This window comes from Brevibacillus sp. M2.1A (genome assembly GCF_013284355.2).
In the GTDB taxonomy this organism is placed as follows: domain Bacteria; phylum Bacillota; class Bacilli; order Brevibacillales; family Brevibacillaceae; genus Brevibacillus.
In genome coordinates, this window is the sequence record NZ_JABSUY020000001.1 from 1,055,878 (window position 1) to 1,081,596 (window position 25,719).

Genomic DNA, 25,719 nt, shown 5'->3' on the forward strand with positions numbered 1-25,719 from the left:
CGAATGCACCCCTTACCATTAAGGATAAGAATAGTATAGTCAATATTCTGAACTTTGTAAATTAAAATGTTTATAATGTCGCAGGTACCCAAATAAAGGCTGCTCCACTTTCCGCAAATTCGAGTATACTAATCAAAGTGGAGAGATGACATCAACTGAGGATAGAGAGAATAAAGGTGGACTTTATGAAAATATGGAAACGAGTGTTGCTTCTTTTGCTTGTCGTGATGGCTGCGACAGCTGGATATTACGGATACTCTTTTTATCAATTTACTCAAAATATTCAAGAGCCCAATATCGCACCGCCTAGTGGTGGGAATCCAACCAAAGCAGCAGAAATACCAGAGTGGGATGGCAAGGAACGTGTCAACATCCTGCTGATGGGAGTAGACCGCAGAGGAATGAAAAATAACGGGCTTCCTCGTTCTGACTCCATGATGCTGGTCAGCATCGATCCTATGGGGAAACGTTATGATATGTTTTCAATCCTGCGTGATACGTATGTAGATATTCCTGGTAAAGGTAGCTCGCGGATCAACTCTGCGATTGTAGAAGGCGGACCTGAGCTGGCAATGGAAACGGTTAGCCAGTTCACTGGACTTCCGGTAGATCGTTACGTGATTACTGACTTTGAAGGCTTCAAGGCTCTGATTGATGCAGTAGGCGGAGTCGAGATCGATGTAGAAAAAAACATGTACTATCATGACCCGACTGACAAGGGTGTCTACGATATTAATCTGAAAAAAGGTCTGCAAAAGCTGGATGGAGACAAAGCATTGCAGTATGTCCGTTTCCGCCATGATGCGACCTCCGATTATACACGGACCGAGCGTCAGCGGAAATTAATGACGGCAGTCGTAGATCAGATGAAAAATGGTACGACGTTGATGCAGCTTCCTACCATTTTGAAGGAAGTAACACCGTATGTTCAAACCAATATTAGCTCGGTGGACATGCTCAAGCTGTCTGCACTCGGATTAAAATTGAATACGTTAGAGCCAGGTAACTATCAGTTGCCGCCAATGGGGATGTTCCGCGAATCGCACCGCGCAGGTTCAGTTCTGGTTCCGGATGTCGATCAGGTTCAGTCGTTTATCCAGGAAAAAATCGCTCCTCCTACAGAAGCAACGGATCAAACCGTGGGAGAAAAGAAAAGCAGCACGCAAAACTAAGCGTGCTGTTTTTTTTGTATTTTTTAGGAAAGACTAACCATGATTTTCTAAGTACTGAGGTGACAGTGTCGATGGATCGAGAGAGTGCGCGCAATTGGTTTTCACATACTAGCGACTTGGTCACTGAACATATTGATGAGCCTGAGGGCCGCGTGCTACTTTTCTTTTTATCGACCATGGCGGATGCCAAAGTTGTTTACAGTGAGCTCATCCCGAAGCTACGCGAGATTTGTTTGGAGGAAAGCGGGATTGAAGTGATTGCTCAGCACCTAGGAGCGTCTAGCAGCAGCCGAGTCTTCGATGAAGGGGAAGCCATTGAGCGTTTACTCAGCGGTCATATTGTCATTCAAGTGGAGGAATCGTCCTATGGCTTGGCGTTCCCCAGTGATGGCTCAGTTGGCAGAAACATTCAAGCACCAGAAATCGAAACCGTTGTACTCGGCCCACAGATCGCCTTTGTAGAAGAACTGAATGTGAACATCTGCATCATTCGCAAATATATGTCTACCCCTAGATTGTTCCATGAACGATTGAGAGTGGGGAAAACCATACCGATGAATGTGTCGATGCTGTATATGATTGGGACGGTAGATGAGGAAAATGTGAATACGGTGCGTCAACGGATTAATCATCTGGAATTGGACACCAGTCTGGATTCTACCATACTGGCTCAGCATATCGCAGACAATGAGAAGTCATTATTTCCTACTCTTCAACAAACAGAGCGTCCAGACCGAGTCGTACACGGTTTGCGACAAGGGCAGATTGCCATACTCGTGGAGGGGAGCCCGTTTGCTTTACTCGGCCCCACCACCCTATTACAATTTTTTCAGTCGCCAGATGACTATTACTTGCGCTGGAGTCTCGCTACTTTTAACAGGCTCATGCGAATCTTTGCCATGATTTTGTCCCTGATCCTGACCCCGATCTACGTGGCTGCGCTGACCTATCATTACGAGATGATTCCAGCTGATCTGTTGCTTTCTCTCGCGCAATCGCGCTCTCGGGTACCGTTTCCACCACTGTGGGAGGCCATCTTGATGGAGCTGATCATTGAGCTTTTGCGGGAAGCGGGAGCGAGGCTGCCGACCAAGGTCGGTCAGACGATTGGTATTGTAGGCGGTATTGTTATCGGACAAGCTATCGTTCAGGCCGGATTCACCAGCAATATCTTGATTATTATCGTTGCCCTCGGGGCTTTGTCATCCTTTATCGCGCCTAGCTATATGATCGGCTCTACAATCCGGGTGGTTCGTTTTCCGATGATTTTGCTGGCAGGTGTACTGGGTGCATTAGGCATTGTGGTCGGATTTAGTTTTTTAGCCAGTCATTTGCTTCGCCAGACCAGTCTGGGCCGTCCTTATATGTACCCGATTTATCCCGTGCGATTTTCAGATTGGAAGGATGGCTTTATACGCGCTCCCTTATCCTCCCTTTCGGAACGGCTCAAGTTTTTTAACCCAAAACGAATATCACGCTTTGACAGGGATAGAGCCAAAGAGAAGAAAGACATTGACGAGTGAGCGAGGCGGCTATGAAGATCAACATCGATGTAAGCAAGGACAATACGATAACGGCATTTCTTGCAGGGGTTCTTGTGCATGGCACGCAGTTAGGGATGGGCATTTTGGGCTTCCAACGAATCATTGCCAAGGAAGCGGGGCACGATGCTTGGATATCTGTCGTACTCGCTGCCTTGTTTACTCATCTTACGGTGATGACCATTAACAAGACCTTGCAAAAATACCCCTCAGCCGATATTTACGGAATTCAGGAAGATGTGTTTGGAAAGTGGCTGGGAACAGGCATTAGCATCATTTATTTGACCTATTTTTTTGTGTCGGCTGGAGTCATTTTACGCACCTACATTGAAGTTGTCCAAACCTGGATGTTTCCGAATTTACCGACGTGGGTTCTGTCAGGAATCATCCTGTTTCTAGCGTTTTACACAGTCGTAGGGGGGATAAGAGTCATCGCAGGCTATGCATTGTTCTCCTTTATGGTCACGATATGGATGATATTTGAGTTATATTTCCCCTTGAAATTTGCCAGGTGGGAATATTTGTTTCCCATCATGGACACCAGCCTGGAGAACCTTTTCAATGGAATGATTGCCATGTCTTTGACCAGTGCCGGCTTTGAGATCCTCTACGTTGCCTATCCATATGTACAAAATAAAGAGAGGGTACAAAAAAGTGTACAGTTGGGGGTGCTGGTGACGTATCTGATCTATTTGCTAGTTATGATTGTGGCGCTGGTCTTTTTTAGTCAGGGCCAGCTCATGAGAACGATCTGGGCGACACTCAATATGCAAAAGATGGTGTACCTCCCTATTCTGGAAAGGTTTGAGCTGGTTGTCATTTCGTTATGGCTTCTCGTGATCTTGCCGAATATCATGCTGTATTTGTGGGCTTCTGCCCGAGGTCTCAAGCGCTTGTTCGGATTCAATCTACGTCATTCGTTGTATTGGATTATACCCGTGATTTATGTAGCCTCCTTGTCGCTGCTTTCCAGGCAGGAGATGAGTCGGATGACGAATATTTACTCGCATATAACCCTGTACATTATATACGTGTACCCCTATTTTTTGTACCTGATGGTCTGGCTGAAGCAACGAAAGCAAAGGGCGAAACCAACCAGCAAAGGAGAGAGTGCCTGATGCTGCCCAAGCGTCTTTTTGCCTTGTGGTGTTCATGTGTCCTTGTTCTGGCAGGCTGTTCAGATCGGCAAATTTTTGATGAGACAGGACTTGCCACGTCTGTCGGCTATGATCTGTTAAAGGATGGAAACATTCGGGGGACAGCAATCATGCCCTCCATTAATCCGGAGGCGAAAGAAAAGATACAAGTTTTTTCAGCCACCGGTGAAACCAGCAAGGGAATTCGGGATCGGATCAATTTACAATCAGATAAAAGAGTATTGGGTGGGCAAATACGTGTCGCACTCTACAGTGAAAAATTGGCAAAGCGTGGACTTGGCAGTATCGTTGACACGTTGTATCGGGATTCCTCTATTTCCAGCAGGGTTTATCTTTGCCTTTTCGAAGGCGAAACATATGATATGTTAACGTATCCCTATTCTGAAGCAGGGAATATCGGAATCTATCTATACCGTATGATTGAGCAAAATATTGAAGGGGAAAAAATTCCGTCTTCCACCATGCATGAGTTTTTTCGAGCTTATTATGACAAAGGAATCGACCCGATCATGCCGTTTATTGCAAAAAAGGGAAATGAGCTGCAAATCAAGGGTATCGCATTATTTCAAGGGGAGCGTTATGTAGGGTGGATCACACCAAAGGAAGCCTTTTTAATCAAGCTCATGCATGGCAAATTCAGGATTGGGAGCTACGATACTTCTGTCCCTGCTCATATTTTTGGCGAGGTGCACAAGAATCACGGAAGTAAAAATGATCGTGTGCAGCTTGTCTTTGATACGATTTCCAGCCATTCAAAAATCGAGCTGACCCAAGTATCTCCCCCGATCTTTGATATTTACATCCGATTAAATGCGCGGATTTTGGAATTAACCCTCCCGCTGAAGCTAGAGAATGCAAGGTTGATGAAAATCATGGAACATGCACTGGAAGAAGAGCTCGGAAAAGAACTGCAGAAAGTAGTCCACAAATTGCAGGACCTCAATGTCGATCCAGCTGGGTTCGGGATCGTGTATCGTTCAAATAGAAGAGGGAAGGCAAATATGACGCAGGCCGAATGGAGAAAGATGTTCAAAGATGCGACATTTCACTTTCACGTAAAGTCGACCATAATACGCAACGGCGTCATGGATTAAAAAACTTTTTCCTGCTATTACTATTGACGTGATATTTTCAAAAAGGATATAATCCGTTTTGTATCATCAAGAAATAGAAAAAACGAACATAATATACGTAGATATCTTTCTTATCAAGAGAGGCGGAGGGACAGGCCCTATGAAGCCCGGCAGCCGGTTCATTTTCGAATGAACGTCGCGGTGCCAATTCCTACAGGATTGTTTGGATCTTGTGTAGATGAGAAGGGTGGATGCGAACGTATACATTGCGTTGCAGCCCCTTTTTCGTTTATGAAAAAGGGGTTTTCATATTTTTATCAAGATTATGGTCGGGAGGTGGATGCGTTGATCCAACTGCGTCATTTGCATAAAAGCTATCAAGTTCAAGGTAAAACCATCCCAGCGTTAACGGGGATCGACCTTTCCATAGAGCAAGGCGAAATTTACGGGATCATTGGACATTCGGGTGCCGGGAAAAGTACATTGATCCGATGCATCAATTTGCTAGAGCGCCCAACTTCAGGGGAAGTTATTGTGGACGGCGTCGATTTGACAAAGCTGGATGAAGGGAAGCTGCAAGAAAAGCGCCGCTCAATCGGCATGATTTTTCAGCACTTCAACTTGCTGTCTTCTTCGACAGTCGGCGAAAATGTCGCTTTTCCGCTCAAGCTGGCAAAGCGTCCAAAGGCAGAGATTGATAAGAAAGTAAACGAACTGCTGAAGCTGGTGGGCTTGGAGGCACATAAGGACAAATATCCGTCCCAGCTGTCTGGCGGACAGAAGCAGCGTGTCGGGATCGCCCGTGCGCTCGCGAATGATCCAAAAGTGCTGCTCTGTGACGAAGCTACATCGGCTCTCGATCCGCAGACGACGAACTCCATTCTGGGACTGCTCTTGGACATCAACCGCAAGCTGGGCTTGACCATAGTGTTGATTACTCACGAGATGCACGTCATTCGCTCTATTTGTGATCGTGTCGGCGTGATTGATGGAGGAAAGATCGTCGAGTCGGGTAACGTACTGGATGTATTCCTTCGTCCGAAGCATCCAACAACACAAGAATTCGTGGAACAAGTAGCAGATTCTACAGAGCTGCGCGAAGCAGTCGAGCACGAAAAAGCCTCGGGGAACCGCACGATTGCTCGTGTCACCTTCCTCGGAGAAAAAACGTACCAGCCGATCCTGTTCCAAACGATGCAAGAGACCGGTACGGTGTTCAGTATTTTGCAGGGAACAATCTCCCGCATGAAAGATACGCCGTATGGTCAGTTGGTGATCGAGCTGGAAGGCGATGTCGCACAGAATCAAAAGACCATCGAGACGCTGCGCCAACGTGGCTTGGAAGTAGAGGTGATATAAATGGACTGGACATTCGAAAATGTGGATTGGGCTGAAATCGGCGAAGGTACGATGGACACGCTCACGATGCTTGGCTTTTCCACCCTGTTTACCGTCCTGATTGGTTTGCCGTTGGGCATCATTCTGTTTTTGACTTCTCGCGGACAGCTTTTGCAAAACCGCACTTTTTATACGATCGCATCATTCGTTGTCAACGTATTGCGCTCGGTACCATTTATCATTTTGATGATCTTGCTGATTCCTGTGACGAAAATGCTCGTAGGAACCTCACTCGGTGTACTGGGTGCCATTCCGCCGCTCGTGTTTGGGGCCGCTCCATTTTTCGCACGTTTGGTGGAAACCTCTCTGCGTGAGATTGATAAAGGCGTGATCGAGGCCGCACAATCTATGGGTGCTTCCAATTGGCAGATCGTCTGGAATGTCCTTTTGCCAGAGTCTAGGTCAGGTCTGATCGCAGGTATTACGATCACGACGGTAACACTGGTCTCCTACACGGCAATGTCTGGGGTAATTGGCGGCGGTGGTTTGGGTGACTTGGCGATCCGATACGGTTATCAGCGTTTCCAAACCGATGTCATGATTGTGACTGTTGTTATTTTGCTGGTGATGGTACAGATCTTACAATCGCTGGGGGACCGTCTGGTTCTGAAATTCAGCCGCAAATAGGATCTTTCCATATAGATTTTCAAAAAATAAGATGAAATACATGCAAGGGGGAAATCATTCATGAAAAAGCTAGTCGTATCTGTACTTTCTACTGTATTGGCATTTTCTTTGGCAGCTTGCGGAGGCAAAACGGAAACAGCACCTGCTCCAGCTGAAGGCGGCGCACAAGGCGGACAAAAGGAAGTAACATTGAAGGTAGGCGCTTCTCCCGTTCCACATGCAGCAATCTTGAAATTTATTCAACCAAAACTGAAAGAACAAGGCGTGAACCTGGAAGTCCAAGAGTTCACTGATTACGTACAGCCTAACGTTCAAGTGAACGAAAAACAACTCGACGCAAACTTCTTCCAGCACAAGCCTTACTTGGAAGATTTCAATAAAGGACAAAACATGAACCTGGTGCCAGTAGTGCCTGTACACATTGAGCCATTCGGAGCTTACAGCAAAAAAATAAAATCTGTTGACGAATTAGCTGATGGCGCAACAATCGCGCTGCCAAACGACCCAACAAACAGCGGTCGCGCACTCGCACTCTTGGAGAAAAACGGCGTGATCAAACTGAAAGAAGGCGCTGGCATCAGCGGTACAGTGAAAGACGTTGTTGAGAACAAGAAAAACCTGAAATTCAAAGAAGTAGAAGCAGCAATGCTGCCGCGCGTTCTGGAAGAAGTAGATCTGGCGTTGATCAATACGAACTACGCGCTGGAAGCAAAGCTTGTTCCAACGAAAGACGCTCTGTTTATTGAAGATAAAGATTCTCCATACGCAAACTTCTTGGTAGCTCGTCCTGACAACAAGGATTCCGAAGCCATTCAAAAGCTGGCAAAAGAACTGAACTCACCTGAAGTGAAAAAGTTCATTGAAGATGAATACAAAGGCGCGATTATTCCAGCGTTCTAATGAAGAAATAATTGATCAATCAAAGAAACCCAACTGGCCTCCAAAGCTGGTTGGGTTTCATTTTTATTAATAATATAGTGAATTTTTATAAAATTTAGTTAAATATATCTCGTCCCCGTTTTCAACTTATTTCCCGTCGAGTATATTGTGTTTGAAGTGGGAAAATATAGATAAGGGGGAATTTTCTGATGAATAGAAATCTCAAGTTGTTTCTTGGCGCGATGCTGGTCGCCGGAAGCATGTTAGCTGGATGTTCGACGAGTACGCAGCCATCAACGACAACCCCTCCGGCTGAGGGAACCGCAGCATCAGCTGAAAAGCCTGCAAATGCAAGGCCGCAGGTATTTCGGGCGAACATTGTGAGTGAGCCTTCGACAGCGGACCCCGGTCTTGCGAAGGATGCCACTTCGGGAGCGATCATCCGTGCTACTTTTGATGGCTTGACGCGTTTCGATGCAAATGCTAAGCCAGTGAACTCAGTAGCATCCGATGTGAAGCTCTCGGATGACAAACTGGTGTATACGTTCACGCTTCGCGACTCCAAGTGGAGCAATGGAGATCCAGTCACTGCCCATGACTTCGTGTATGCATGGAAGCGTGCACTCGGCAAGACATTTGGTGCCGAGTATGCCTATCAGCTGTACTACATTAAAAATGCGAAGCTGATTCACGAAGGCAAGATGAAACCCGACGAACTCGGTGCAAAGGCTCTCGATGACAAAACACTGGAAGTCACGCTGGAGAATCCAACGCCTTACTTTCTGGAGCTGACGGCTTTCTACACATACTACCCGGTTAACAAAAAAGTAGTGGAGGCCAATCCGAAATGGGCAAACGAAGCGGCGACGCACGTAAGCAACGGTCCATTTAAGATGACAGCGTGGGAGCACAAGAGCAAGATCGTGCTTGAAAAGAATGAGCACTACTGGGATAAAGACGTAGTAAAGCTCGATCGCATTGAGTTTGCGATGATCGAGGACGATAATACAGCCCTGTCCATGTTCGAGAACGGTGAGCTGGATTGGGCAGGCCAGCCGCTCGGTGGACTTCCCACCGATGCGATTCCGTCACTAAAAGAGTCGGGCAAACTCGTTGTTCATCCAAAAGCAACGATGTATTGGTACAAGATGAATACGACAAAAGGGCCGCTCAGCAATGTGAAAATTCGTAAAGCACTGGCATACTCGGTAGATCGTCAAACCATCGTAGATAACATCACACAAGTCGGACAGGTGCCAACGATGGGGATGCTGCCGCAATCCATGATTATCAAAAAAGACGGATACTTCAAGGATAATGATGTAGAAACAGCGAAAAAGCTGCTGGAAGAAGGCATGAGGGAGCTCAACATGACAACGCTGCCTCCGATCACCTTGTCTTACAATCCAAGCGATAGACATAAGAAAATTGCCGAAGCGATTCAGGACCAATGGAAACAAAAGCTCGGCATTGATATAAAGATCATGGTGAAGGAGTCCGCCGTTCATTTGCAGGATATGCACGAACTCAATTACGAGATGGGCCGTATCGGTTGGAATGCAGACTTTAATGATCCAATGAACTACCTGGAAATGTTCCGGGATGGTAAAACAGGCAACAACGACACGGGCTGGGAAGATCCCCGCTACCAAGAGCTGCTGAAACAGTCATCGGTTGAAATTGACCCAGAGAAACGCAAGCAACTATTTGCAGAGGCTGAACAAATCTTTATGGATGCCATGCCGTTAATCCCGCTGTTCACGGATGTGGATGTGTGGGTGCAAAGTGACAAGGTGAAAGGCGTTCAAGTGGATGGACTCGGATTTATCGACCTGAAGTGGGCAGAGATGACAGAGTAACGAATAGAACAAAAATCCCGAGGCCAACGAAATTGCTGGACTCGGGATTCTTTTGTATTAGTAGCCAAAATCAAGTGTCTTGCCTGTCTCCGCATACGTCTTGATCGACGAGAGCATCATTGGCCAATTGCTGCTGGCACTTGCGTGGGAGGGATGGTCTTTTGTCCATTGATCCTGAATCAGTGTCAGTTTGGTGCAGCCGCCAACCGGCTCTAAGGTAATGGTGACGCGAGTCTGCAATTCCGCATGATTCTCGTAATAGGCAGGACCAGGATGTTCAGTGAAACTGAAAATGTGATGAGGTTCAAACTGCAAGATTTTCCCGTATACATGCACCGTGTCGTCACCGTCTTTTCCCGGACCAACGTAGGCCATCTCATCGCCTACTTGAAAAGTTGAACGGATCGTACAGCCAAAGAAAGTACTCTTTACGCCTTCATCGGAAGTAAGGACATGCCAGACCTGCTCTGGCGTAGCACCAATGTAGAAATCGAAGCGAAGATCCATCGTTTTACCCCCTGATTTTTTCATTTGGGAATTGTAATCAAGTCTCCCAACTACTACTCTTACTATAAGAAGAAATCGGTAGTGTGTATTGTAAAAACACGACAGGAGGCGCACCTTGGAAAATCAGACTGCCAAGTTCCCAAAGGGTGTACTGCATGCCATGATTGGACAGAAAAAATTTTCGCTGGCCAGATACGAGCCATCTGCTGAAATCAGCTACTTCGTGCAGCATTACTGGGTCGTCCGGTGGGATTTGCGTAAGGAACTTCCTTACTTGCAAACCGTACTGGCTCATCCCAATGTGAATCTGGTGTTTGAAAAAGGAGCGACTGGTATTTTTGGTGTAGCCCGCACGACTTCCTCGCATCTTTTAGAGGGACAAGGTCAGGTGTTCGGAGTAAAATTCAGGCCCGGAGGTTTTTATCCGTTTCTGAATGCTCCGATATCAAAGCTGAGCGGAACTTCTACGAGTCTGGAAGCCGTATTTGGTGTTGCCACCGACCCGCTTGAGAAAGAAGTGCTAAGCCTGCCAGATGATGAGCAAATGAGGAAAGGGGTAGAAGCCTTTCTATTCGAACATTTGCCAAAGCCTGACCCGAATGTAGCGCGCATCAGTGAAATCGTCAGGATGATCCAGGCAGACCGATCCGTACTCAGGGTCGAGGATGCGGTACAGTTGACCGGTATGAACATGAGGACGATGCAGCGCTTGTTTGACCGTTATGTAGGGGTTAGCCCGAAGTCGGTCATCCAACGATACAGATTGCATGAAGCAGCCGAGCAGATTGATCAAGGAACAGTCCAGGATTGGCTGGATCTGTCTACCTCTCTAGGCTACTACGATCACTCTCACTTCATTCGAGATTTTCGAGCAATCGTCGGTGTAGCGCCGAACGAGTATCGACGAGCACAAATTTAATCATAGTGAACCCCTTCGCCTTCTGGCTGGAGGGGTTGTTTTCTTGCTGCATAATTTTTTATGTACGAGGCATACTTCATCATGATGAAACTACCATTTTTATTTCCTTTAATAGAATTTGATGTTTCAATAAAACATAATTAATTTTACTTAAAATGTCTTCAATATTACTAAAAATGCAGTATATTTGTGGAGTAGCTTTCAAGGAATCTTTACCGATAGAAAAAGAGGGGGTCAACACCGTGAAAAAAAGCGTTTTTGCAGCAATGAGTTCTATTCTGGTTCTGAGTGCGGCGCTGGCAGGCTGTGGCGGCGGCGAGAAAGCAGGCGAGCAAGGTAGCAAACCTGCTGGTGAGCAAACAAGTGGTCCTAAAGAATTGAGAATGAACATGATGTCCGAGCCACCAACTGCTGACCCTGCATTGGCTGAGGATTCTACTTCCAGTGCGGTTCTGCGTGCAACATTTGATGGTCTCACTCGTATTGGCGAAGATGGCAAACCACATCCATCTGTAGCAGAAAAAATTGACGTATCCGAAGATGGCCTTACTTATACATTCACCCTGCGTGACAGCAAATGGAGCAATGGAGATCCAGTTACTGCAAAGGATTTTGAATTCGCTTGGAAGCGAGCGCTCAATCCGAAGACAGCATCTAACTACTCCTACCAATTGTATTACCTGAAAAATGCAGAAGAATACAACAAGGGTAAAGCAAAAGCTGATGATGTTGGCGTAAAAGCGAAAGACGATAAAACACTCGTTGTAACTTTGAAGAACCCAACACCATTCTTCTTGGAGCTGACTGCGTTCTATACGTACTACCCAGTTAACCAAAAAGTAGTGGAAGGCAGCGATAAATGGGCAGGCGAAGCAAAAACTCACGTGGGTAACGGTCCATTCAAAATGGAAACATGGGAACATAAGAGCAAATTGGTTCTCGTGAAGAGCGATACCTACTGGGATAAAGACGCTGTAAAACTCGACAAGCTCAACTTCTCCATGGTTGAAGATGCAAATACTGAGCTGTCCATGTTCGACAATGACGATTTGGATTGGTCCGGAGCGCCTCTGAGCGCACTTCCTACCGATGCGATTCCTGCATTGAAAGAATCCGGTCAAATGCAAACACGCCCGATCGCGGGTACGTACTTGTACAAATTCAATACGGAAGTTCCGCCGTTCAACAACGCGAAAATCCGTAAGGCGTTTGCTTATGCTATCGATCGTAAATCGATCATCGACAACATCACGCAAGCAAACCAAGAGCCAGCTATGGGTCTGATCCCGCCAACAATGGCAGTGGCAACAAGCCCTTACTTCAAAGACGGCGATGTAGAAGCAGCGAAAAAATTGCTGGAAGAAGGTATGAAGGAAGAAGGCATTACCAAAATGCCTACCCTGACTCTTTCCTTCAACACGTCTGAAGGTCACAAGAAAATTGCCGAAGCGATCCAAGACCAATGGAAAAAAGCACTCGGCGTAGATGTTAAGCTGGAGAACAAGGAATGGAAAGTATTCTTGGAAGATGTGAACCAAGGTAAATTCCAAATCGCACGTTCCAGCTGGACTGGTGACTACAACGATCCATACACGTTCTTGGACCTGTTCAAGGACAAAGATGGCGGCAACAACGACACGAAATGGGAAAATCCGAAGTACAAAGAGCTGCTGAACCAATCTGCTCTGGAAAAGGACCCAGAAAAACGCAAACAAATCCTGGCACAAGCAGAAGCTATTTTCATGGACGAAATGCCAGCAGCTCCAATCTACTACTACACACATTCTTATGTGAAAAAAGACAAAGTAAAAGGTGTAGTCCTCGACGGTCTCGGTTTCGCAGACTGGAAATGGGCAGACATTCAATAAGAAAAAGCGCATAGCTTGTTGTGATAAAGGAAGGGTGCTACGGCACTCTTCTTTTTTTTGTAAACCATTTTAAGCGAAAAGAATCGACCAGAGGATTGAAGGTGATAGTAGAAATTATAAAATTATAAATTAAATTACTATTGTCATTTTACTGAATGTGAATAAAATTGGGTGAATGAAAAAAGATATCAATAAATGAGGTTTTAATCTTCACCTCTGAAAAAGCTTGATATCATGCGGTTTTTCTTAGGGATATTGGGGTAGGAATGTTTTGGAAAATTTATTTATCGATCAACATATTTTACAATTCATTAATTCTCTTTATAAATAAATAAAAATTTATTAAATCATTCTAAAACATATTTAAAAAATATATAAAACCATGTATATTGATAAAAGATTTAGAAAAGGGGGATTACTTGTATGAAAAAGAATGTTTTCGTGGCAATGAGTTCTATCCTCGTTCTTGGCGCGGCACTCGCAGGATGCGGTGGCGGAAACCAGGCGGCACCGGCAGATAACAACGCTTCCGGAGCAAAGACAGAAAATTCTGCACCAGCTGGCTCTAAAGTACTGAAACTGAACCTGCACTCCGAGCCACCAACTGCTGACCCAGGTATCGCGGAAGATACAACTTCCAGCACCATCATCACTGCTACCTTCGAAGGTCTGACTCGCGTTGGTAAAGACGGTAAATACAATCCAGCAGCAGCAGAGAGCTACACTGTTTCTGAAGACGGTAAAAAATATACATTCAAAATTCGTGATAACAAATGGAGCAATGGCGATCCAGTATCGGCAAAAGATTTCGAATATGCTTGGAAACGCGCTCTTAATCCAAAAACAGCTTCCAACTATGCATACCAACTGTACTATGTGAAGGGTGCAGAAGCCTACAACAAAGGTAAAGGTAAAGTGGAAGACGTTGGCGTAAAAGCAATTGACGATAAAACACTCGAAGTAGAATTGACGAACCCAACTCCATTCTTCCTGGAGCTGGTTGCATTCAAAACATACTTCCCAGTTAATCCAAAAGTAGTGGAAGGCAACGATAAATGGGCTACCGATGCGAAAACAGTTATTGGTAACGGTCCATTCAAAATGGATTCTTGGGAGCACAAGAGCAAGCTCGTTGTTTCCAAAAACGATAACTACTGGGATAAAGACAACGTAAAATTGGACAAAATCGAATTCTCCATGGTAGAAGATGAGAATACAGAGCTGTCCATGTGGGAAAATGGTGAGTTGCACTGGGCAGGCGCTCCAACTTCTGCGTTGCCAACAGACGCGATCCCGGCTTTGAAAGAGTCCGGCAAAATGACAACTCAGCCAATCGCGGGTACTTACTTCTATCGTTTCAACACAGAAAAACCACCGTTCAACAATGTGAAAATCCGTAAAGCGTTTGCTTATGCGATCGATCGTCAAAGCCTGATCGACAATATCCTGCAAGCTGGTCAATTGCCTGCAACAGGCTATGTACCACCAAGCATGGCGCTGAACAAAGACGGTTTCTACAAAGATAACGACATCGAAACAGCGAAGAAATTGCTCGAAGAAGGACTGAAAGAAGAGGGTCTCACCAAATTCCCGGCACTTACTCTTTCCTTCAACACTTCCGAAGGTCACAAAAAGATTGCTGAGGCAATCCAAGACCAATGGAAGAAAAACCTCGGCGTAGACGTGAAGCTTGAGAACAAAGAGTGGAAGGTTTACCTGGATGATGTACACCAAGGTAAATACCAAGTGGCTCGTGCAGGCTGGTTGGGTGACTTCAACGATCCAATCAACTTCCTGGAAATGTTCAAGGAAAAAGACGGCGGAAACAACGATACTCGTTGGGAAAATCCGAAGTACAAAGAACTCCTGAACCAATCCGCTCTGGAGCTAGACCCAGAAAAACGTAAAGCAATCCTGGCTCAGGCTGAGCAAATCCTGATGGATGAAATGCCGATTATGCCAATCTACTACTATACTCAATCTTGGGTTAAGGACGACAGAGTACAAGATGTTATCATCGATGGTCTGGGTGCTGTTGACTACAAGTACGCAGATTTCGTAGAAAAGAAATAATAGCTGTGCATGTAAAAGAAGAAAGGTGCTTTACTCACCTTTCTTCTTTTTTTATCTATTTAACATCCAAATTTTTACTTTTTATTGTATACTATTTTTGGAAGATTCTATCAGGGGTTATTGGAGGGTGTATGATGAAGAAGAGTGTTTTTATGGTATTGAGTTCGGTCCTCGTTTTCGGTGGAATGATGACCGGGTACGAAGGTTCTATCCAAGCGGCTGAGCCTAAGGTATTAAGAATAAATCTGCAATCGGAGCCGCCTACAGCAGACCCTGGAATTGCGGAGGATACTACCTCTGGTACGATCATCACAGCTGTATTCGAAGGTCTGACACGTCTCGGAAAAGACGGAAAGGTGCACCCAGCCGCGGCAGATAGCTATACCGTTTCAGAGGATGGGAAGACTTATACATTCAAGATTCGTGAAGCAAAATGGAGCAACGGCGATCCAGTAACGGCACATGACTTCGAATATGCTTGGAAGCGCGCGCTCGATCCAAAGACAGATTCCAGCTACGCCTACCAGTTGTATTATGTGAAAGGCGCAGAAGCATTCAATAATGGGACCGGCAAAGCGGGAGACGTTGGGGTAAAGGCCATTGACGATAAGACGCTAAAAGTGGAACTGACAAACCCGACGCCATTTTTCCCGGAGCTGGTTGCTTTCAAAACGTACTTCCCGGTAAACAAGAAGGTAGTCGAAGGCAACAAAAAATGGGCTTACGAGGCAAAGACTGTTGTTGGCAACGGACCATTCAAAATGGAAAGATGGGAACACAAGAGCAATCTGACTGTCGTAAAGAACGAGAAGTACTGGGATAAAGCCAATGTAAAATTGGACAAAATCGAATTCACCATGATAGAGGATGAGAATACGGAATTGTCCTTGTTTGATAACGACGAGCTGGATTGGGCAGGTGCTCCAAACTCCTCGCTGCCAACCGACGCACTTCCGATTTTGAGGGAAGCTGGTATATTGAAAACTCAGCCAATCGCCGGTGCCTATTTTTATCGTTTCAATACAGAGCAAGCACCGTTTACCAACGCAAAAATTCGTAAGGCGTTCGCATATGCCATTAATCGTGAAAGCATCACCTCCGATATCCTGCAAGCTGGTCAAGTGCCGGCAACAGGCTTTGTGCCACCGAGCACGGCGTTGAACAAAGACGGTTACTTCAAAGATAATGACCTTGAAGTAGCAAAAAAATTACTGGTAGAAGGTATGAAGGAAGAGGGGATATCCAAACTCCCTCCAATTACACTCATCTACAACACATCCGAAGGTCATAAAAAAATCGCAAAAGAAATACAGGATCAATGGAAGAAAAACCTCGGCGTAGATATCGAGCTCGAAAATAAAGAGTGGAAGGTATACTTAGAAGACGTACACCAAGGAAATTATCAAATCGCTCGTGGAGGCTGGTTGGGTGACTTCAATGATCCCATCAACTTCTTGGAAATGTTCCAGGAAAAAGACGGCGGAAACAACGATACACGTTGGGGAAATCCAAAGTACAAGGAGCTTTTGAACCAATCCGCTCTGGAGAAAGACCCGGAGAAGCGTAAAGCCATTCTCATGCAGGCTGAGCAAATCCTGATGGATGAAATGCCAATCATGCCAATCTACTTCTACGTGAATTCTTGGGTGCAGAACGAGAATCTGAAAGATGTCGTGATGGATGGTCTGGGTGCTATCGATTTCAAATATGCGGATATTACTCCATAATGTAAACACGGATGAGAAGAGGTTTTTTACGACCTCTTCTTTTTTTCTGTCTCATGGACAAATGACCAATCCATTACGCCCTTGGCTACATAGAGTAAAAAGGAACTAACTGCAATTAGGAGGGATATTGATGGATATTGGTTCTTTGCTCAACATTGTTAAATCCATTCCTAAGGAAAAGCTGAGGACAGACGCGGGAATCAAGGAAGTCATTCGTGAAATGGCCAGAAAGTCAGGGAAAAAATTGACCGAGCAAGAGGTTAACGGGTATGCTGCGCAGTTTCGTCAGATGCAAAAAACAGAAAATGTCGGGAGTTTGTTGAATAAGCTTTCGAAAAAAGGTGTCACTGCAAAGGATTTGGAAAATATAAAAAAACGTTTTAGATAAGGGGGTAGAGTGAGGAGGGAGGTGGGATTATCGTTGAGAAAATGAAAGCGAAAAAGAAGCAGGCTGTCCCCAAGAACCATTTGCTAGAATCGATCAACAAACTTGCGGATGCGCAACATACAAACAATGCCCAAATGATGAGAGAAATGAGTCAGGTACGACAGGAACTACAGGATATGAAAAATACACTGGGGCGTCTTAAACAGGCACCACCAAAAGGTACAGGAGAACGGCGAGGTCTGTTGTTTGGAGGACGACGGAATACTGCCCAAGTGGAAGCTGTATCCCCGCCACAAAAGCCTGCCATTTCAATCGAAGATTTACTGCCGCTTTTACCGTATCTGGGTGACGCTATTCCCCAGTTGAAAAACCCAAAAGTAGCCGACTCCATTAAGGTGCTGTCGAATCCAGCTGTGATTTCGCTGATCCAGCAATTTCTTGCCAACGGGGGCTTGAACATGATAAAAAAACCTGTTCAAGAAGTAAGTAGGCAAGAGAGAAGGGGATTTTTTCGATAACAATTGATCAGTTGCAAAGACTGTCTCGCGGGGCTTGCGGAGGCGGTCTTTTCATTTTGGTACCAAAAGACTATAAACTTTACAGATCATCAAGCGTCTAATAGAATGGTGAACGTTGCACATTGGCTGACGCCACAATACGAAGAAAACAGACATCACGGAGGAGGTCAGGATGAAGAGACGATTTTACCCTCTGCTTTTTGCATTGCTGGTCCTGCTGCTAATCCCCGGTTGGGCGGTTGCAGCAAGCAGTGCCTCAGAGGAAGCTGTCAATCTCATGATTGGTGGACAGGCAGTAAGTGCTGAAGTACCGCCGGTCATCAAGAGTGGGCGCACGTTGGTTCCCGTTCGTGTCATCGCCGAAGGGCTAGGTGCAAATGTGGATTGGAATGACGCTACTCGAACAGCTGTTATTACCAAAGGCTCACAGCAGCTCTCCCTTACACTAGACTCCCGTACAGCAGTGTTGAACGGCAAACAAGTGAAGCTCGATACGCCGCCTGTTATTTCACAAAAGCGTATGCTGCTGCCACTGCGTTTTGTCGGGGAGTCACTTGGTGTTACAGTCGGGTGGGACAACAGTACACGTACTGTCATTGCGAACGAAACACCACAGGTCAAGCTGAATGGCAAGATGCCAACCCAGCCGATCAAGCTGTATCAAGTGGAAGACACGATGTACGCGTCCGCACAGGCCGTAGCTGAGCAAGTGGGACAAAAAGGCTTTGCGTGGAAAAGACCTGAGCGCGGGATGACGATTGATGATCAGTTAGTCCTCTCATTACGTCAATTGGAGGACGAGCTTGGAGGGTCATTTGCGTGGGACAAGAAAAATAATCAGGTTGAGATCGATCGCCTCAATATTATGAAAGATGTATCCGAGGACGGCGACCGTGTTCGTATTGAAACGACCATGCCTGTCATTCCTCAGTCGTTTGTAATGACTGGTCCACACCGGATCGTCTTGGATCTCCCACAAACCGCATTGGATGATGATTTAATTGAAGATCTAAAACGTCAAGACGAGAAAAGCGATAGCGTAGGCGAATCCGAGCAAACGGTCTCCGCTGATGATGAAGACCAAGGTACAGATTCGGATTCGGATGAACTGAATCAAGCAGAACAAGCGAAAGAAGAACCTCTCATTACTAACCTGCGTTACAGCCAATACAGTGCATCTCCTGACACGGTTCGCGTCGTGATTGAGCTGAACCAAAAGAGCACGTATGAGCTGGCTTACACGAAAGACGGTATCGAAGTAAAATTGACGCCAAAGCCGAAGAAAACAGGCTACCTGATCGTCGTTGATGCCGGTCATGGAGGAAAAGACCCAGGTACGAAGGGCTCTGCTGGCAACAATGAAAAAGATTACAACTTGGCTGTCTCCAATAAGATTGTGGCTTTGCTGAAGCAATATCCAGAGTTTCAAGTCGTTCCTGTCCGCACAACAGATGTGTTTTATGAACTGTCAGAGCGTGTTGCTTTTGCCAATGAGTTAGAAGCCGACTTGTTCTTGTCTATTCACGCCAACGCATTCCCGAAACCGACGGCTGCAGGAACAGAAACTTTCTATTATAATGAAAACAGTAAAGACTTTGCCCAAGTGGTACATAAACATTTGCGTGGGGCAACGCAGTTCCCGGATCGGGGCTTCAAGAAGAGTGGCTTTTATGTGATCAAAAACACGAAAATGCCAGCAGTGCTGACCGAAACTGGCTTCCTCTCCAATCCACAGGAGAACGCGCAGCTGACGAATCCGGCATTCCAAGATAAAATCGCGAAAGCCATTGTTGCGGCTATTCGTGAATACTACGAGTCTTATCAGTAAGGGGGCTTATCACGATGAAAAAAAGTCGAGTGATCTGGATGGCAGCGTTAGTAATGCTGCTTTTGGCCGGATGTGGGCAAAACGCGACAGAAACACCACAGCCAACCACACCAGTAGAACAGCCATCTGGTTCAAAAACTGATCCATCGACAACAGAGCCGACTCTGAAAAAGCAAATGGTCACCGTTTACTATTCGGATAATAATGTGATGGAGCTGCAAAAAGAAGAGCAAGAGATCACGTTTGCAGAAGATATCGAGAAGTACAAAAAGACACTTGCCCTGCTGGAGACGCCTGTAAAGCCAGACGTGCACATTCCACTGTGGAAAGACTTCAAGTACCATTCCATTACAATCGATAAAGGCACCTTGACGATTGATGCAGATAGCAAAAATCAGTTCAACATGGGTTCAAGTGGCGAGACGATGGCTATAGATGCGTTGAAGAATACCTTCTTTCAATTCTCGGAAGTAAAGGAGATAGTCTTCTTGGAGGATGGCAAGAAAGTAGAAACGCTGATGGGGCACGTAGATCTCTCCGAGCCACTGAAACGGGACAATTAATCATTACCATAAAGGCAGCACATCCTGTTAATCGGGATGTGCTGCTTTTTTCTCGTATAGTGGCTGTCGTGGGGAGAAGAATATTTCCAGTCTAAGCTCCAGGCTCCGTCCTGCTGGGGGTTGAGACTGTCCGCTCCGAAGCGATTAGCGGGGAAACGCAAAAGTGGTAGCCGCTTCGTCGCATAGGCACGTTGCGTTTCTTTTGCCCGCTAATCGCTTCTCCGCTCGGTAGGACTCCACAAGTCGCTACGTCTGGAAATATTCTTCTCTGTCGTGACTGTATACGTTCTTCAATTTTTTAAGGATTTAAAAACCTCGAATAGCACGGAAAGCTCGTAGAGGAAACAGGAGAAATAAGCGAAGATCTTTGGTACACCGACCGAGGCGTAATGCAAAAAGCGAAACACGTTCTTAAGCGTCCACCTCTGAAAAACATCCTGAAAGAACTACTTTGGACGCGGTTTCGCTTTTTGCATGGAGGCGGGCAGTGAATCCCACAGCGGGTGGGACAAGAAGCTGAGCGTTTTCTCCTGTTTCCTCCCCACCAATACAGCAACAACGTAAGGTCTCTAATTATGTAGCTACGGCGTGGAGAAGAATATTTCCAGTCTAAGCTCCAGGCTCCGTCCTGCTGGGGGTTGAGACTGTCCGCTCCGAAGCGATTAGCGGGGAAACGCAAAAGTGGTAGCCGCTTCGTCGCATAGGCACGTTGCGTTTCTTTTGCCCGCTAATCGCTTCTCCGCTCGGTAGGACTCCACAAGTCGCTACGTCTGGAAATATTCTTCTCTGTCGTGATTGTATACGTTCTTCAATTTTTTTAAGGATTTAAAAACCTCGAATAGCACGGAAAGCTCGTAGAGGAAACAGGAGAAATAAGCGAAGATCTTTGGTACACCGACCGAGGCGTAATGAAAAAAAGAGAAACAAGCTTTTAGCGTCCACCTCTGAGACACCTCTTGAATGGACGACTTTGGACGCGGGTTTCGCTTTTTTTCATGGAGGCGGGCAGTGAATCCCACAGCGGGTGGGACAAGAAGCTGAGCGTTTTCTCCTGTTTCCTCCTCTCCCCAACAGCCGGACATAGTTTTCTTATGTTGTTGGCGTTTCTTCCCGATCCGTGAAGAGAAACTTGATGGCATATACCCCAAACAAGCCTACCAACGTATACACGATTCGACTTACGATAGACTCCGCTCCACCAAACAAGCTCGCGACCAAATCGAATTGAAACAACCCGATTAATCCCCAGTTCAGGGCACCGATGATAACAAAAAGCAAGGCCAAACGTTCCACATGGACACCCCCACCAAAAGAATAGGGACATTATTCCCATGTTTGCGCCGTTTTACAACAGGAATTCCGGGATCTTTAAGAAAGCTTTACATTCACAACATAATACGACAACATTCCCGCTGTATAGTTTGTACTTGTAAGAGAGAAAAAACAAACCGAACCTTTTAAGGAGGATTTTCATCCAATGAAAAAACTCAGCAAAATGTTTATTGCGCTGACATGTGTAGGGGCATTACTCGCGGGGTGCGGAAGCGGCAACACTGCGCAGACACAAACACCAGCACCAGCGCAACAACCAGCCCAGGAGCAAAGCAACTCTGGTTCGACAACAAAAACTTCCGGTGAACCTGTAACAGCAGTGGGTTCTACCGCTTTACAACCTCTGGTCGAGCAAGCGGCCAAGGACTTTATGGCAAAAAATGCAGGCGCACAAATCCAAGTACAAGGCGGAGGAAGCGGCACGGGCTTGAGCCAAGTAGCAAGCGGTGCAGCAACAATTGGTAACTCTGATATTTTTGCAGAAGAGAAAAAAGGCATTCCAGCAAACGAACTGGTAGACCATAAGGTAGCGGTTGTCGGTATGGCAGCAGCGGTAAGCCCGCAAGTAAAAGTGGACAACTTGTCCAAGCAACAATTGATCGACATCTTCACCGGAAAAATCACCAACTGGAAAGAAGTTGGCGGCGATGATATGAAGATCACGCTGGTTAACCGTCCGAAATCTTCCGGAACTCGCGCGACATTCAGCAAATTCGCGTTGGATGGCAAAGAAGAAGCAGAAGGTATCACAGAGGATTCCTCCGGTACTGTTCGCAAAATCATTGCAGAAACACCAGGTGCAATTGGTTACTTGGCACTGTCCTACTTCAATGACACTGTAAAAGCTCTGAAATTGGATGGCGTGGAAGCAAACGCAGAAAACATTACAACGAACAAATATCCAGTATGGGCGTACGAGCATATGTACACCAAAGGTGAAGCAACTGGCGATGCAAAAGCATTCCTCGACTTCATCCTGACTGACGAAGTACAAAAGAAAACCGTTACAGAATTGGGCTTCCTGCCAATCACAGACATGAAAGTGGAACGTGATGCAGAAGGCAAAGTAACACAAAAATAAGCGTTATCGTCAACAGCAAAATAGAGGGGTAGGGGGGCCTTCCCCTCATTTTGCTTGCGTACAGTCGTTTTCTTTCCAGGAGGGAGAACATGAGCCATCGTACTGAAGGGGTAAATACAGAGCGTCAATCGATGATTGCGCAAAAAATGCTGACAACGAACAAGCGTCAAAAAACAGAGAATATTACTGGCAAAACCATCGCGATGATTTGTGCGGGTTTGCTCGTTATTGTCGTTCTATCGATCACCTATTTTATTGCTTCAAAAGGGCTGTCGACGTTCTTTGTCGATGGAGTAAGCTTCAAAGAATTTTTAACCCATGACAAATGGGACCCAGAAGGTGAACCCTCCGCGTATGGTGTGTTGCCCTTTATCCTCGGTTCGTTTTTCGTAACGGCATTGGCTGCTTTAATTGCCGCGCCACTCGGAATCGGCGCCGCTATTTTTATGACAGAAATCTTTCCTGGCTTCGGGAAAAAAGTATTGAAGCCGGTTATCGAGCTGTTGGTAGGTATTCCATCGGTGGTTTACGGTTATGTTGGACTAACTTTGCTTGTTCCATTTATTCGGGAACAATTTGATGTTCTTGGCTTCAGCTTATTGGCAGGGGGACTTGTTCTTGCCTTGATGATTTTGCCAACCATTACGAGTGTGGCAGCAGATGCTATCGAGGCTGTTCCGCAAGATTTGCGCAATGCTTCGCTCGCACTGGGTGCTACTCGCTGGCAAACCATTTGGAATGTCGTGTTGCATTCCGCGCTTCCTGGCTGTTTGACGGCCATTGTTTTGGGAATGTCCCGCGCTTTTGGAGAAGCTTTGGCTGTGCAGATGGTTATCGGTAACACAACGAAGCTGCCAGGCGGTTTGCTCGAACCGATCAGTACGCTCACTAGCGGTATCACATTGAACATGGGGAACACGATTCAAGGAACTCCGTATAACAATGCTCTCTGGTCAATGGCTTTGCTGCTCTTGGCGATGTCTTTCATCTTTATCGTGATTTTGCGCCTGTTGGGCAGAAAGAGGTTGGCAAAATAGATGAAAGCGAGACTGATGGACCGCGCTGCTACTGTTGTTTTGACACTGATTGCCGTACTGATTATCGGTACCTTGGTGGGACTATTGGGCTTCATTCTCTCGCAAGGTTGGCATAAGCTGAATCTCGACTTTTTGACCTCTCCGCCGGATATTGTCAATGCGGGTGGCGGGATTGGACCACAGCTTTTCAACTCGTTGTACTTGCTGGTCCTGACCATGCTGATCGCGTTGCCGCTCGGGATCGGAGCAGGCATTTATATGGCTGAATATGCGCCGGATAACAAGATTACACAGTTCATCCGCATGAGTATAGAAGTATTGTCTTCTCTTCCGTCTATCGTAGTTGGTTTGTTTGGATTGCTCGTGTTCGTAAATATGACTGGCTGGGGCTATACCCTGTTTGGTGGAGCACTTGCGCTGACGGTATTTAACCTGCCGCTCTTGGTTCGTGTAACAGAGGATGCACTGCGCAACGTACCACGCAGTCAAAAGGAAGCGAGTCTCGCGCTTGGTATTACCAAATGGCGTACCATCGTGTCAGTCATCCTTCCAGCAGCACTCCCAGGTATCATTACGGGTGCCATTTTGGCATCTGGCCGTGTATTTGGGGAAGCGGCCGCCTTGCTGTTTACGGCAGGGATGTCTTCACCGAATCTGGATTTCACCGACTTCTCGATGAACAGTACAACGTCACCTCTGAATCCGTTCCGTCCTGCCGAGACCTTGGCCGTGCATATTTGGAAGGTAAACAGCGAGGGGCTGACACCGGATGCACGTGATGTCGCAGATGGCGCGGCTGCTGTTCTGATTATTGCCGTCTTGCTCTTTAACCTTTCCGCTCGTTGGTTCGGGAATTGGGTTTACAAAAAGATGACGTCAGGATCAAACTAAGAAGAGGTAGGTGGCAGCCATGTCCGTACTGACCATGCAAGAAACGATCATTCAGACGAATAACGTGAATGTATACTACGGAGAGAAGCACGCCGTAAAAAATATATCAATGAATATTGAACGCAACTCCGTGACGGCCTTTATTGGCCCGTCCGGATGCGGGAAATCGACGCTTCTACGGAGCTTGAACCGGATGAATGATCTGGTTCCTTCTTGTCGAGTAGAGGGCTCCATTATTGTGGATGGTATCGACATTAACAACTCGCAAGTAAACATCGAGAGCCTGCGCCAAGTGGTAGGAATGGTTTTCCAACGAGCGAATCCATTTTTTAAATCGATTTATGAAAACATCGCATTTGCACCGCGTTTCCATGGGATGACCAATAAACGTGATTTGGACGAATTGGTTGAATCGAGCTTGCGAAAAGCAGCCCTTTGGGATGAGGTAAAAGATCGTCTTCGCGACTCAGCACTCTCCCTTTCTGGTGGACAGCAGCAAAGGCTTTGTATCGCGCGTGCAATTGCAATGCAGCCAACCATTTTGCTGTTGGACGAACCGGCTTCCGCTCTCGATCCGATCTCTACCATGAAAATCGAAGAACTGGTCATGCAGCTAAAAGATGAGTATACGATCGTAATCGTTACCCATAACCTCCATCAGGCAGCGCGAATTTCTGAGAAAACCGCCTTCTTCCTGATGGGTGAGCTGATCGAGATGGATGAGACAGGGAAAATCTTCACATCACCTGAAAACGAAAAAACCGAGGATTATATTAGCGGACGTTTTGGCTAAGAGAGAATAGAAAAAGCACAAGAAGCCCTCCCGAGCAAATCAGCTTGCAGGAGGGCTTCTTGTGCTATTGTTTTCAGGCTTTCCGCAAATATCGTGCATAAAAACCATAGTAGGAAATAAACAGACCCAAGAAAAAGAACGCGATGACAATGCCGTAGTCTTCGCTGGAAGCCTCATAACCTACAACAGCTTTTACACCATATTTGATAGCCATATAGATGAGGGCAAAAGCAAGTAAAAATCCATACCTGTACCATTTGCTTTGATGCTGCATGTTCTCGCTTTTGACCTTCATCCAGTATCGAACATAACCGACTATCAAGCCAACAAAAAATATCGCCACAAACAAGTAACGCAGATAGTGGCTTTGACCAAAGACCTTGATAAAGGTTACGAGGGACATTGCTAGCAGTACAAATAGGGCAATGACATAAAAGTGAATGGAACGCTTATCCAAGGTCCACACATCCCCTTTCGTAGGATAGGTT

Annotated in this window: 23 protein-coding genes and 1 riboswitch; of the genes, 20 read left to right on the top strand and 3 right to left on the bottom strand. The window is 46.1% G+C overall.

All coding sequences use genetic code 11. The annotated features are described in order from the left end of the window. Nucleotides 1–185 precede the first annotated feature (185 nt). The 8 genes from HP567_RS05220 to HP567_RS05255 all read left to right on the top strand — a co-directional run bounded on the left by HP567_RS05220 (nt 186) and on the right by HP567_RS05255 (nt 9,706). Nucleotides 186–1,172 carry an LCP family protein gene (locus HP567_RS05220; protein ID WP_173611899.1) on the top strand — a complete coding sequence of 329 codons (987 nt, stop codon included), beginning with the start codon at nt 186–188 and terminating at the stop codon, nt 1,170–1,172. Between the two features lie 71 nt (nt 1,173–1,243). Next, nucleotides 1,244–2,695, top strand: coding sequence for a spore germination protein (locus HP567_RS05225; protein ID WP_173611900.1), 1,452 nt, complete (start codon nt 1,244–1,246; stop codon nt 2,693–2,695). Between the two features lie 11 nt (nt 2,696–2,706). Continuing rightward, on the top strand, nt 2,707–3,831 hold the full coding sequence (locus HP567_RS05230) for a GerAB/ArcD/ProY family transporter (protein WP_173611901.1): 1,125 nt from the start codon (nt 2,707–2,709) through the stop codon (nt 3,829–3,831). Then, a complete protein-coding gene (locus HP567_RS05235) occupies nt 3,831–4,964 on the top strand; it encodes a Ger(x)C family spore germination protein (RefSeq protein WP_173611902.1) in 1,134 nt (377 codons plus the stop codon). The genes HP567_RS05230 and HP567_RS05235 overlap by 1 nt, the downstream gene beginning before the upstream one ends. Nucleotides 4,965–5,071: 107 nt before the next feature. Beyond that, a riboswitch (SAM riboswitch) is annotated at nt 5,072–5,188 on the top strand. Between the two features lie 100 nt (nt 5,189–5,288). Continuing rightward, nucleotides 5,289–6,302, top strand: a complete 1,014-nt coding sequence (locus tag HP567_RS05240) for a methionine ABC transporter ATP-binding protein (protein ID WP_173611903.1) — start codon at nt 5,289–5,291, stop codon at nt 6,300–6,302. Continuing rightward, on the top strand, nt 6,303–6,968 hold the full coding sequence (locus HP567_RS05245; protein ID WP_173611904.1) for a methionine ABC transporter permease: 666 nt from the start codon (nt 6,303–6,305) through the stop codon (nt 6,966–6,968). It begins immediately after the preceding gene. Between the two features lie 60 nt (nt 6,969–7,028). Further along, nucleotides 7,029–7,868 (top strand): MetQ/NlpA family ABC transporter substrate-binding protein, encoded by an 840-nt coding sequence (locus HP567_RS05250; protein ID WP_173611905.1) that lies wholly within the window; start codon nt 7,029–7,031, stop codon nt 7,866–7,868. A gap of 188 nt (nt 7,869–8,056) precedes the next feature. Beyond that, a complete protein-coding gene (locus tag HP567_RS05255) occupies nt 8,057–9,706 on the top strand; it encodes a peptide ABC transporter substrate-binding protein (RefSeq protein ID WP_173611906.1) in 1,650 nt (549 codons plus the stop codon). 57 nt (nt 9,707–9,763) lie between these two features. On the opposite strand, the gene HP567_RS05260 is transcribed toward HP567_RS05255, so the two are convergent. Then, the gene (locus HP567_RS05260) at nt 9,764–10,213 is read right to left on the bottom strand and encodes an SRPBCC family protein (RefSeq protein ID WP_173611907.1); all 450 of its coding nucleotides are present in this window, start codon (nt 10,211–10,213) and stop codon (nt 9,764–9,766) included. A gap of 115 nt (nt 10,214–10,328) precedes the next feature. Here HP567_RS05260 and HP567_RS05265 point away from each other — a divergent pair, with 115 nt between their 5' ends. The 8 genes from HP567_RS05265 (at nt 10,329) to HP567_RS05300 (ending at nt 20,097) form a co-directional block, all read left to right on the top strand. Next, nucleotides 10,329–11,132: a helix-turn-helix domain-containing protein gene (locus HP567_RS05265; protein WP_173611908.1), complete on the top strand. Its 804-nt coding sequence runs from the start codon at nt 10,329–10,331 to the stop codon at nt 11,130–11,132. A 242-nt stretch (nt 11,133–11,374) separates the two neighbouring features. After that, on the top strand, nt 11,375–13,000 hold the full coding sequence (locus HP567_RS05270; protein WP_173611909.1) for a peptide ABC transporter substrate-binding protein: 1,626 nt from the start codon (nt 11,375–11,377) through the stop codon (nt 12,998–13,000). Nucleotides 13,001–13,423: 423 nt separating this feature from the next. Then, complete coding sequence (locus HP567_RS05275) at nt 13,424–15,073, top strand: peptide ABC transporter substrate-binding protein (RefSeq protein ID WP_173611910.1); 1,650 nt, start codon at nt 13,424–13,426, stop codon at nt 15,071–15,073. Nucleotides 15,074–15,207: 134 nt separating this feature from the next. Beyond that, nucleotides 15,208–16,800, top strand: coding sequence for a peptide ABC transporter substrate-binding protein (locus tag HP567_RS05280; protein ID WP_173611957.1), 1,593 nt, complete (start codon nt 15,208–15,210; stop codon nt 16,798–16,800). Between the two features lie 130 nt (nt 16,801–16,930). Further along, nucleotides 16,931–17,188, top strand: a complete 258-nt coding sequence (locus HP567_RS05285; RefSeq protein WP_173611958.1) for a hypothetical protein — start codon at nt 16,931–16,933, stop codon at nt 17,186–17,188. Nucleotides 17,189–17,229: 41 nt separating this feature from the next. Further along, on the top strand, nt 17,230–17,706 hold the full coding sequence (locus HP567_RS05290) for a hypothetical protein (RefSeq protein ID WP_173611911.1): 477 nt from the start codon (nt 17,230–17,232) through the stop codon (nt 17,704–17,706). A 172-nt stretch (nt 17,707–17,878) separates the two neighbouring features. Further along, complete coding sequence (locus HP567_RS05295; RefSeq protein WP_173611912.1) at nt 17,879–19,534, top strand: N-acetylmuramoyl-L-alanine amidase family protein; 1,656 nt, start codon at nt 17,879–17,881, stop codon at nt 19,532–19,534. A 14-nt stretch (nt 19,535–19,548) separates the two neighbouring features. After that, nucleotides 19,549–20,097 (top strand): GerMN domain-containing protein, encoded by a 549-nt coding sequence (locus HP567_RS05300; protein WP_173611913.1) that lies wholly within the window; start codon nt 19,549–19,551, stop codon nt 20,095–20,097. Nucleotides 20,098–21,186: 1,089 nt separating this feature from the next. Here the strand turns inward: HP567_RS05300 and HP567_RS05305 are convergent. Then, nucleotides 21,187–21,390: a DUF378 domain-containing protein gene (locus tag HP567_RS05305; protein WP_048036205.1), complete on the bottom strand. Its 204-nt coding sequence runs from the start codon at nt 21,388–21,390 to the stop codon at nt 21,187–21,189. Nucleotides 21,391–21,574: 184 nt separating this feature from the next. Between HP567_RS05305 and HP567_RS05310 the strand changes: the two genes are divergently transcribed. The 4 genes from HP567_RS05310 (at nt 21,575) to pstB (ending at nt 25,231) form a co-directional block, all read left to right on the top strand. Continuing rightward, on the top strand, nt 21,575–22,510 hold the full coding sequence (locus HP567_RS05310) for a phosphate ABC transporter substrate-binding protein (RefSeq protein WP_173611914.1): 936 nt from the start codon (nt 21,575–21,577) through the stop codon (nt 22,508–22,510). A gap of 89 nt (nt 22,511–22,599) precedes the next feature. Further along, a complete protein-coding gene (gene pstC / locus HP567_RS05315; RefSeq protein ID WP_007721130.1) occupies nt 22,600–23,547 on the top strand; it encodes a phosphate ABC transporter permease subunit PstC in 948 nt (315 codons plus the stop codon). Beyond that, nucleotides 23,548–24,438, top strand: coding sequence for a phosphate ABC transporter permease PstA (pstA, locus tag HP567_RS05320; protein ID WP_047073983.1), 891 nt, complete (start codon nt 23,548–23,550; stop codon nt 24,436–24,438). Between the two features lie 19 nt (nt 24,439–24,457). Continuing rightward, nucleotides 24,458–25,231 carry a phosphate ABC transporter ATP-binding protein PstB gene (gene pstB / locus HP567_RS05325; RefSeq protein WP_173611915.1) on the top strand — a complete coding sequence of 258 codons (774 nt, stop codon included), beginning with the start codon at nt 24,458–24,460 and terminating at the stop codon, nt 25,229–25,231. A gap of 73 nt (nt 25,232–25,304) precedes the next feature. Here pstB and HP567_RS05330 read toward each other — a convergent pair whose 3' ends face one another. Continuing rightward, nucleotides 25,305–25,697 (bottom strand): hypothetical protein, encoded by a 393-nt coding sequence (locus HP567_RS05330; RefSeq protein ID WP_229087918.1) that lies wholly within the window; start codon nt 25,695–25,697, stop codon nt 25,305–25,307. Between the last annotated feature and the right edge of the window lie 22 nt (nt 25,698–25,719).

Coding starts and splice junctions, on each gene's coding strand:
- HP567_RS05290 (WP_173611911.1), top strand. CDS start 17,230: ATGAAAGCGAAAAAGAAGCAGGCTGTCCCCAAGAACCATTTGCTAGAA.
- HP567_RS05225 (WP_173611900.1), top strand. CDS start 1,244: ATGGATCGAGAGAGTGCGCGCAATTGGTTTTCACATACTAGCGACTTG.
- HP567_RS05250 (WP_173611905.1), top strand. CDS start 7,029: ATGAAAAAGCTAGTCGTATCTGTACTTTCTACTGTATTGGCATTTTCT.
- pstC (WP_007721130.1), top strand. CDS start 22,600: ATGAGCCATCGTACTGAAGGGGTAAATACAGAGCGTCAATCGATGATT.
- HP567_RS05245 (WP_173611904.1), top strand. CDS start 6,303: ATGGACTGGACATTCGAAAATGTGGATTGGGCTGAAATCGGCGAAGGT.
- HP567_RS05280 (WP_173611957.1), top strand. CDS start 15,208: ATGAAGAAGAGTGTTTTTATGGTATTGAGTTCGGTCCTCGTTTTCGGT.
- HP567_RS05285 (WP_173611958.1), top strand. CDS start 16,931: ATGGATATTGGTTCTTTGCTCAACATTGTTAAATCCATTCCTAAGGAA.
- HP567_RS05310 (WP_173611914.1), top strand. CDS start 21,575: ATGAAAAAACTCAGCAAAATGTTTATTGCGCTGACATGTGTAGGGGCA.
- HP567_RS05255 (WP_173611906.1), top strand. CDS start 8,057: ATGAATAGAAATCTCAAGTTGTTTCTTGGCGCGATGCTGGTCGCCGGA.
- pstB (WP_173611915.1), top strand. CDS start 24,458: ATGTCCGTACTGACCATGCAAGAAACGATCATTCAGACGAATAACGTG.
- HP567_RS05260 (WP_173611907.1), bottom strand. CDS start 10,213: ATGGATCTTCGCTTCGATTTCTACATTGGTGCTACGCCAGAGCAGGTC.
- HP567_RS05230 (WP_173611901.1), top strand. CDS start 2,707: ATGAAGATCAACATCGATGTAAGCAAGGACAATACGATAACGGCATTT.
- HP567_RS05295 (WP_173611912.1), top strand. CDS start 17,879: ATGAAGAGACGATTTTACCCTCTGCTTTTTGCATTGCTGGTCCTGCTG.
- HP567_RS05220 (WP_173611899.1), top strand. CDS start 186: ATGAAAATATGGAAACGAGTGTTGCTTCTTTTGCTTGTCGTGATGGCT.
- HP567_RS05300 (WP_173611913.1), top strand. CDS start 19,549: ATGAAAAAAAGTCGAGTGATCTGGATGGCAGCGTTAGTAATGCTGCTT.
- HP567_RS05235 (WP_173611902.1), top strand. CDS start 3,831: ATGCTGCCCAAGCGTCTTTTTGCCTTGTGGTGTTCATGTGTCCTTGTT.
- HP567_RS05275 (WP_173611910.1), top strand. CDS start 13,424: ATGAAAAAGAATGTTTTCGTGGCAATGAGTTCTATCCTCGTTCTTGGC.
- pstA (WP_047073983.1), top strand. CDS start 23,548: ATGAAAGCGAGACTGATGGACCGCGCTGCTACTGTTGTTTTGACACTG.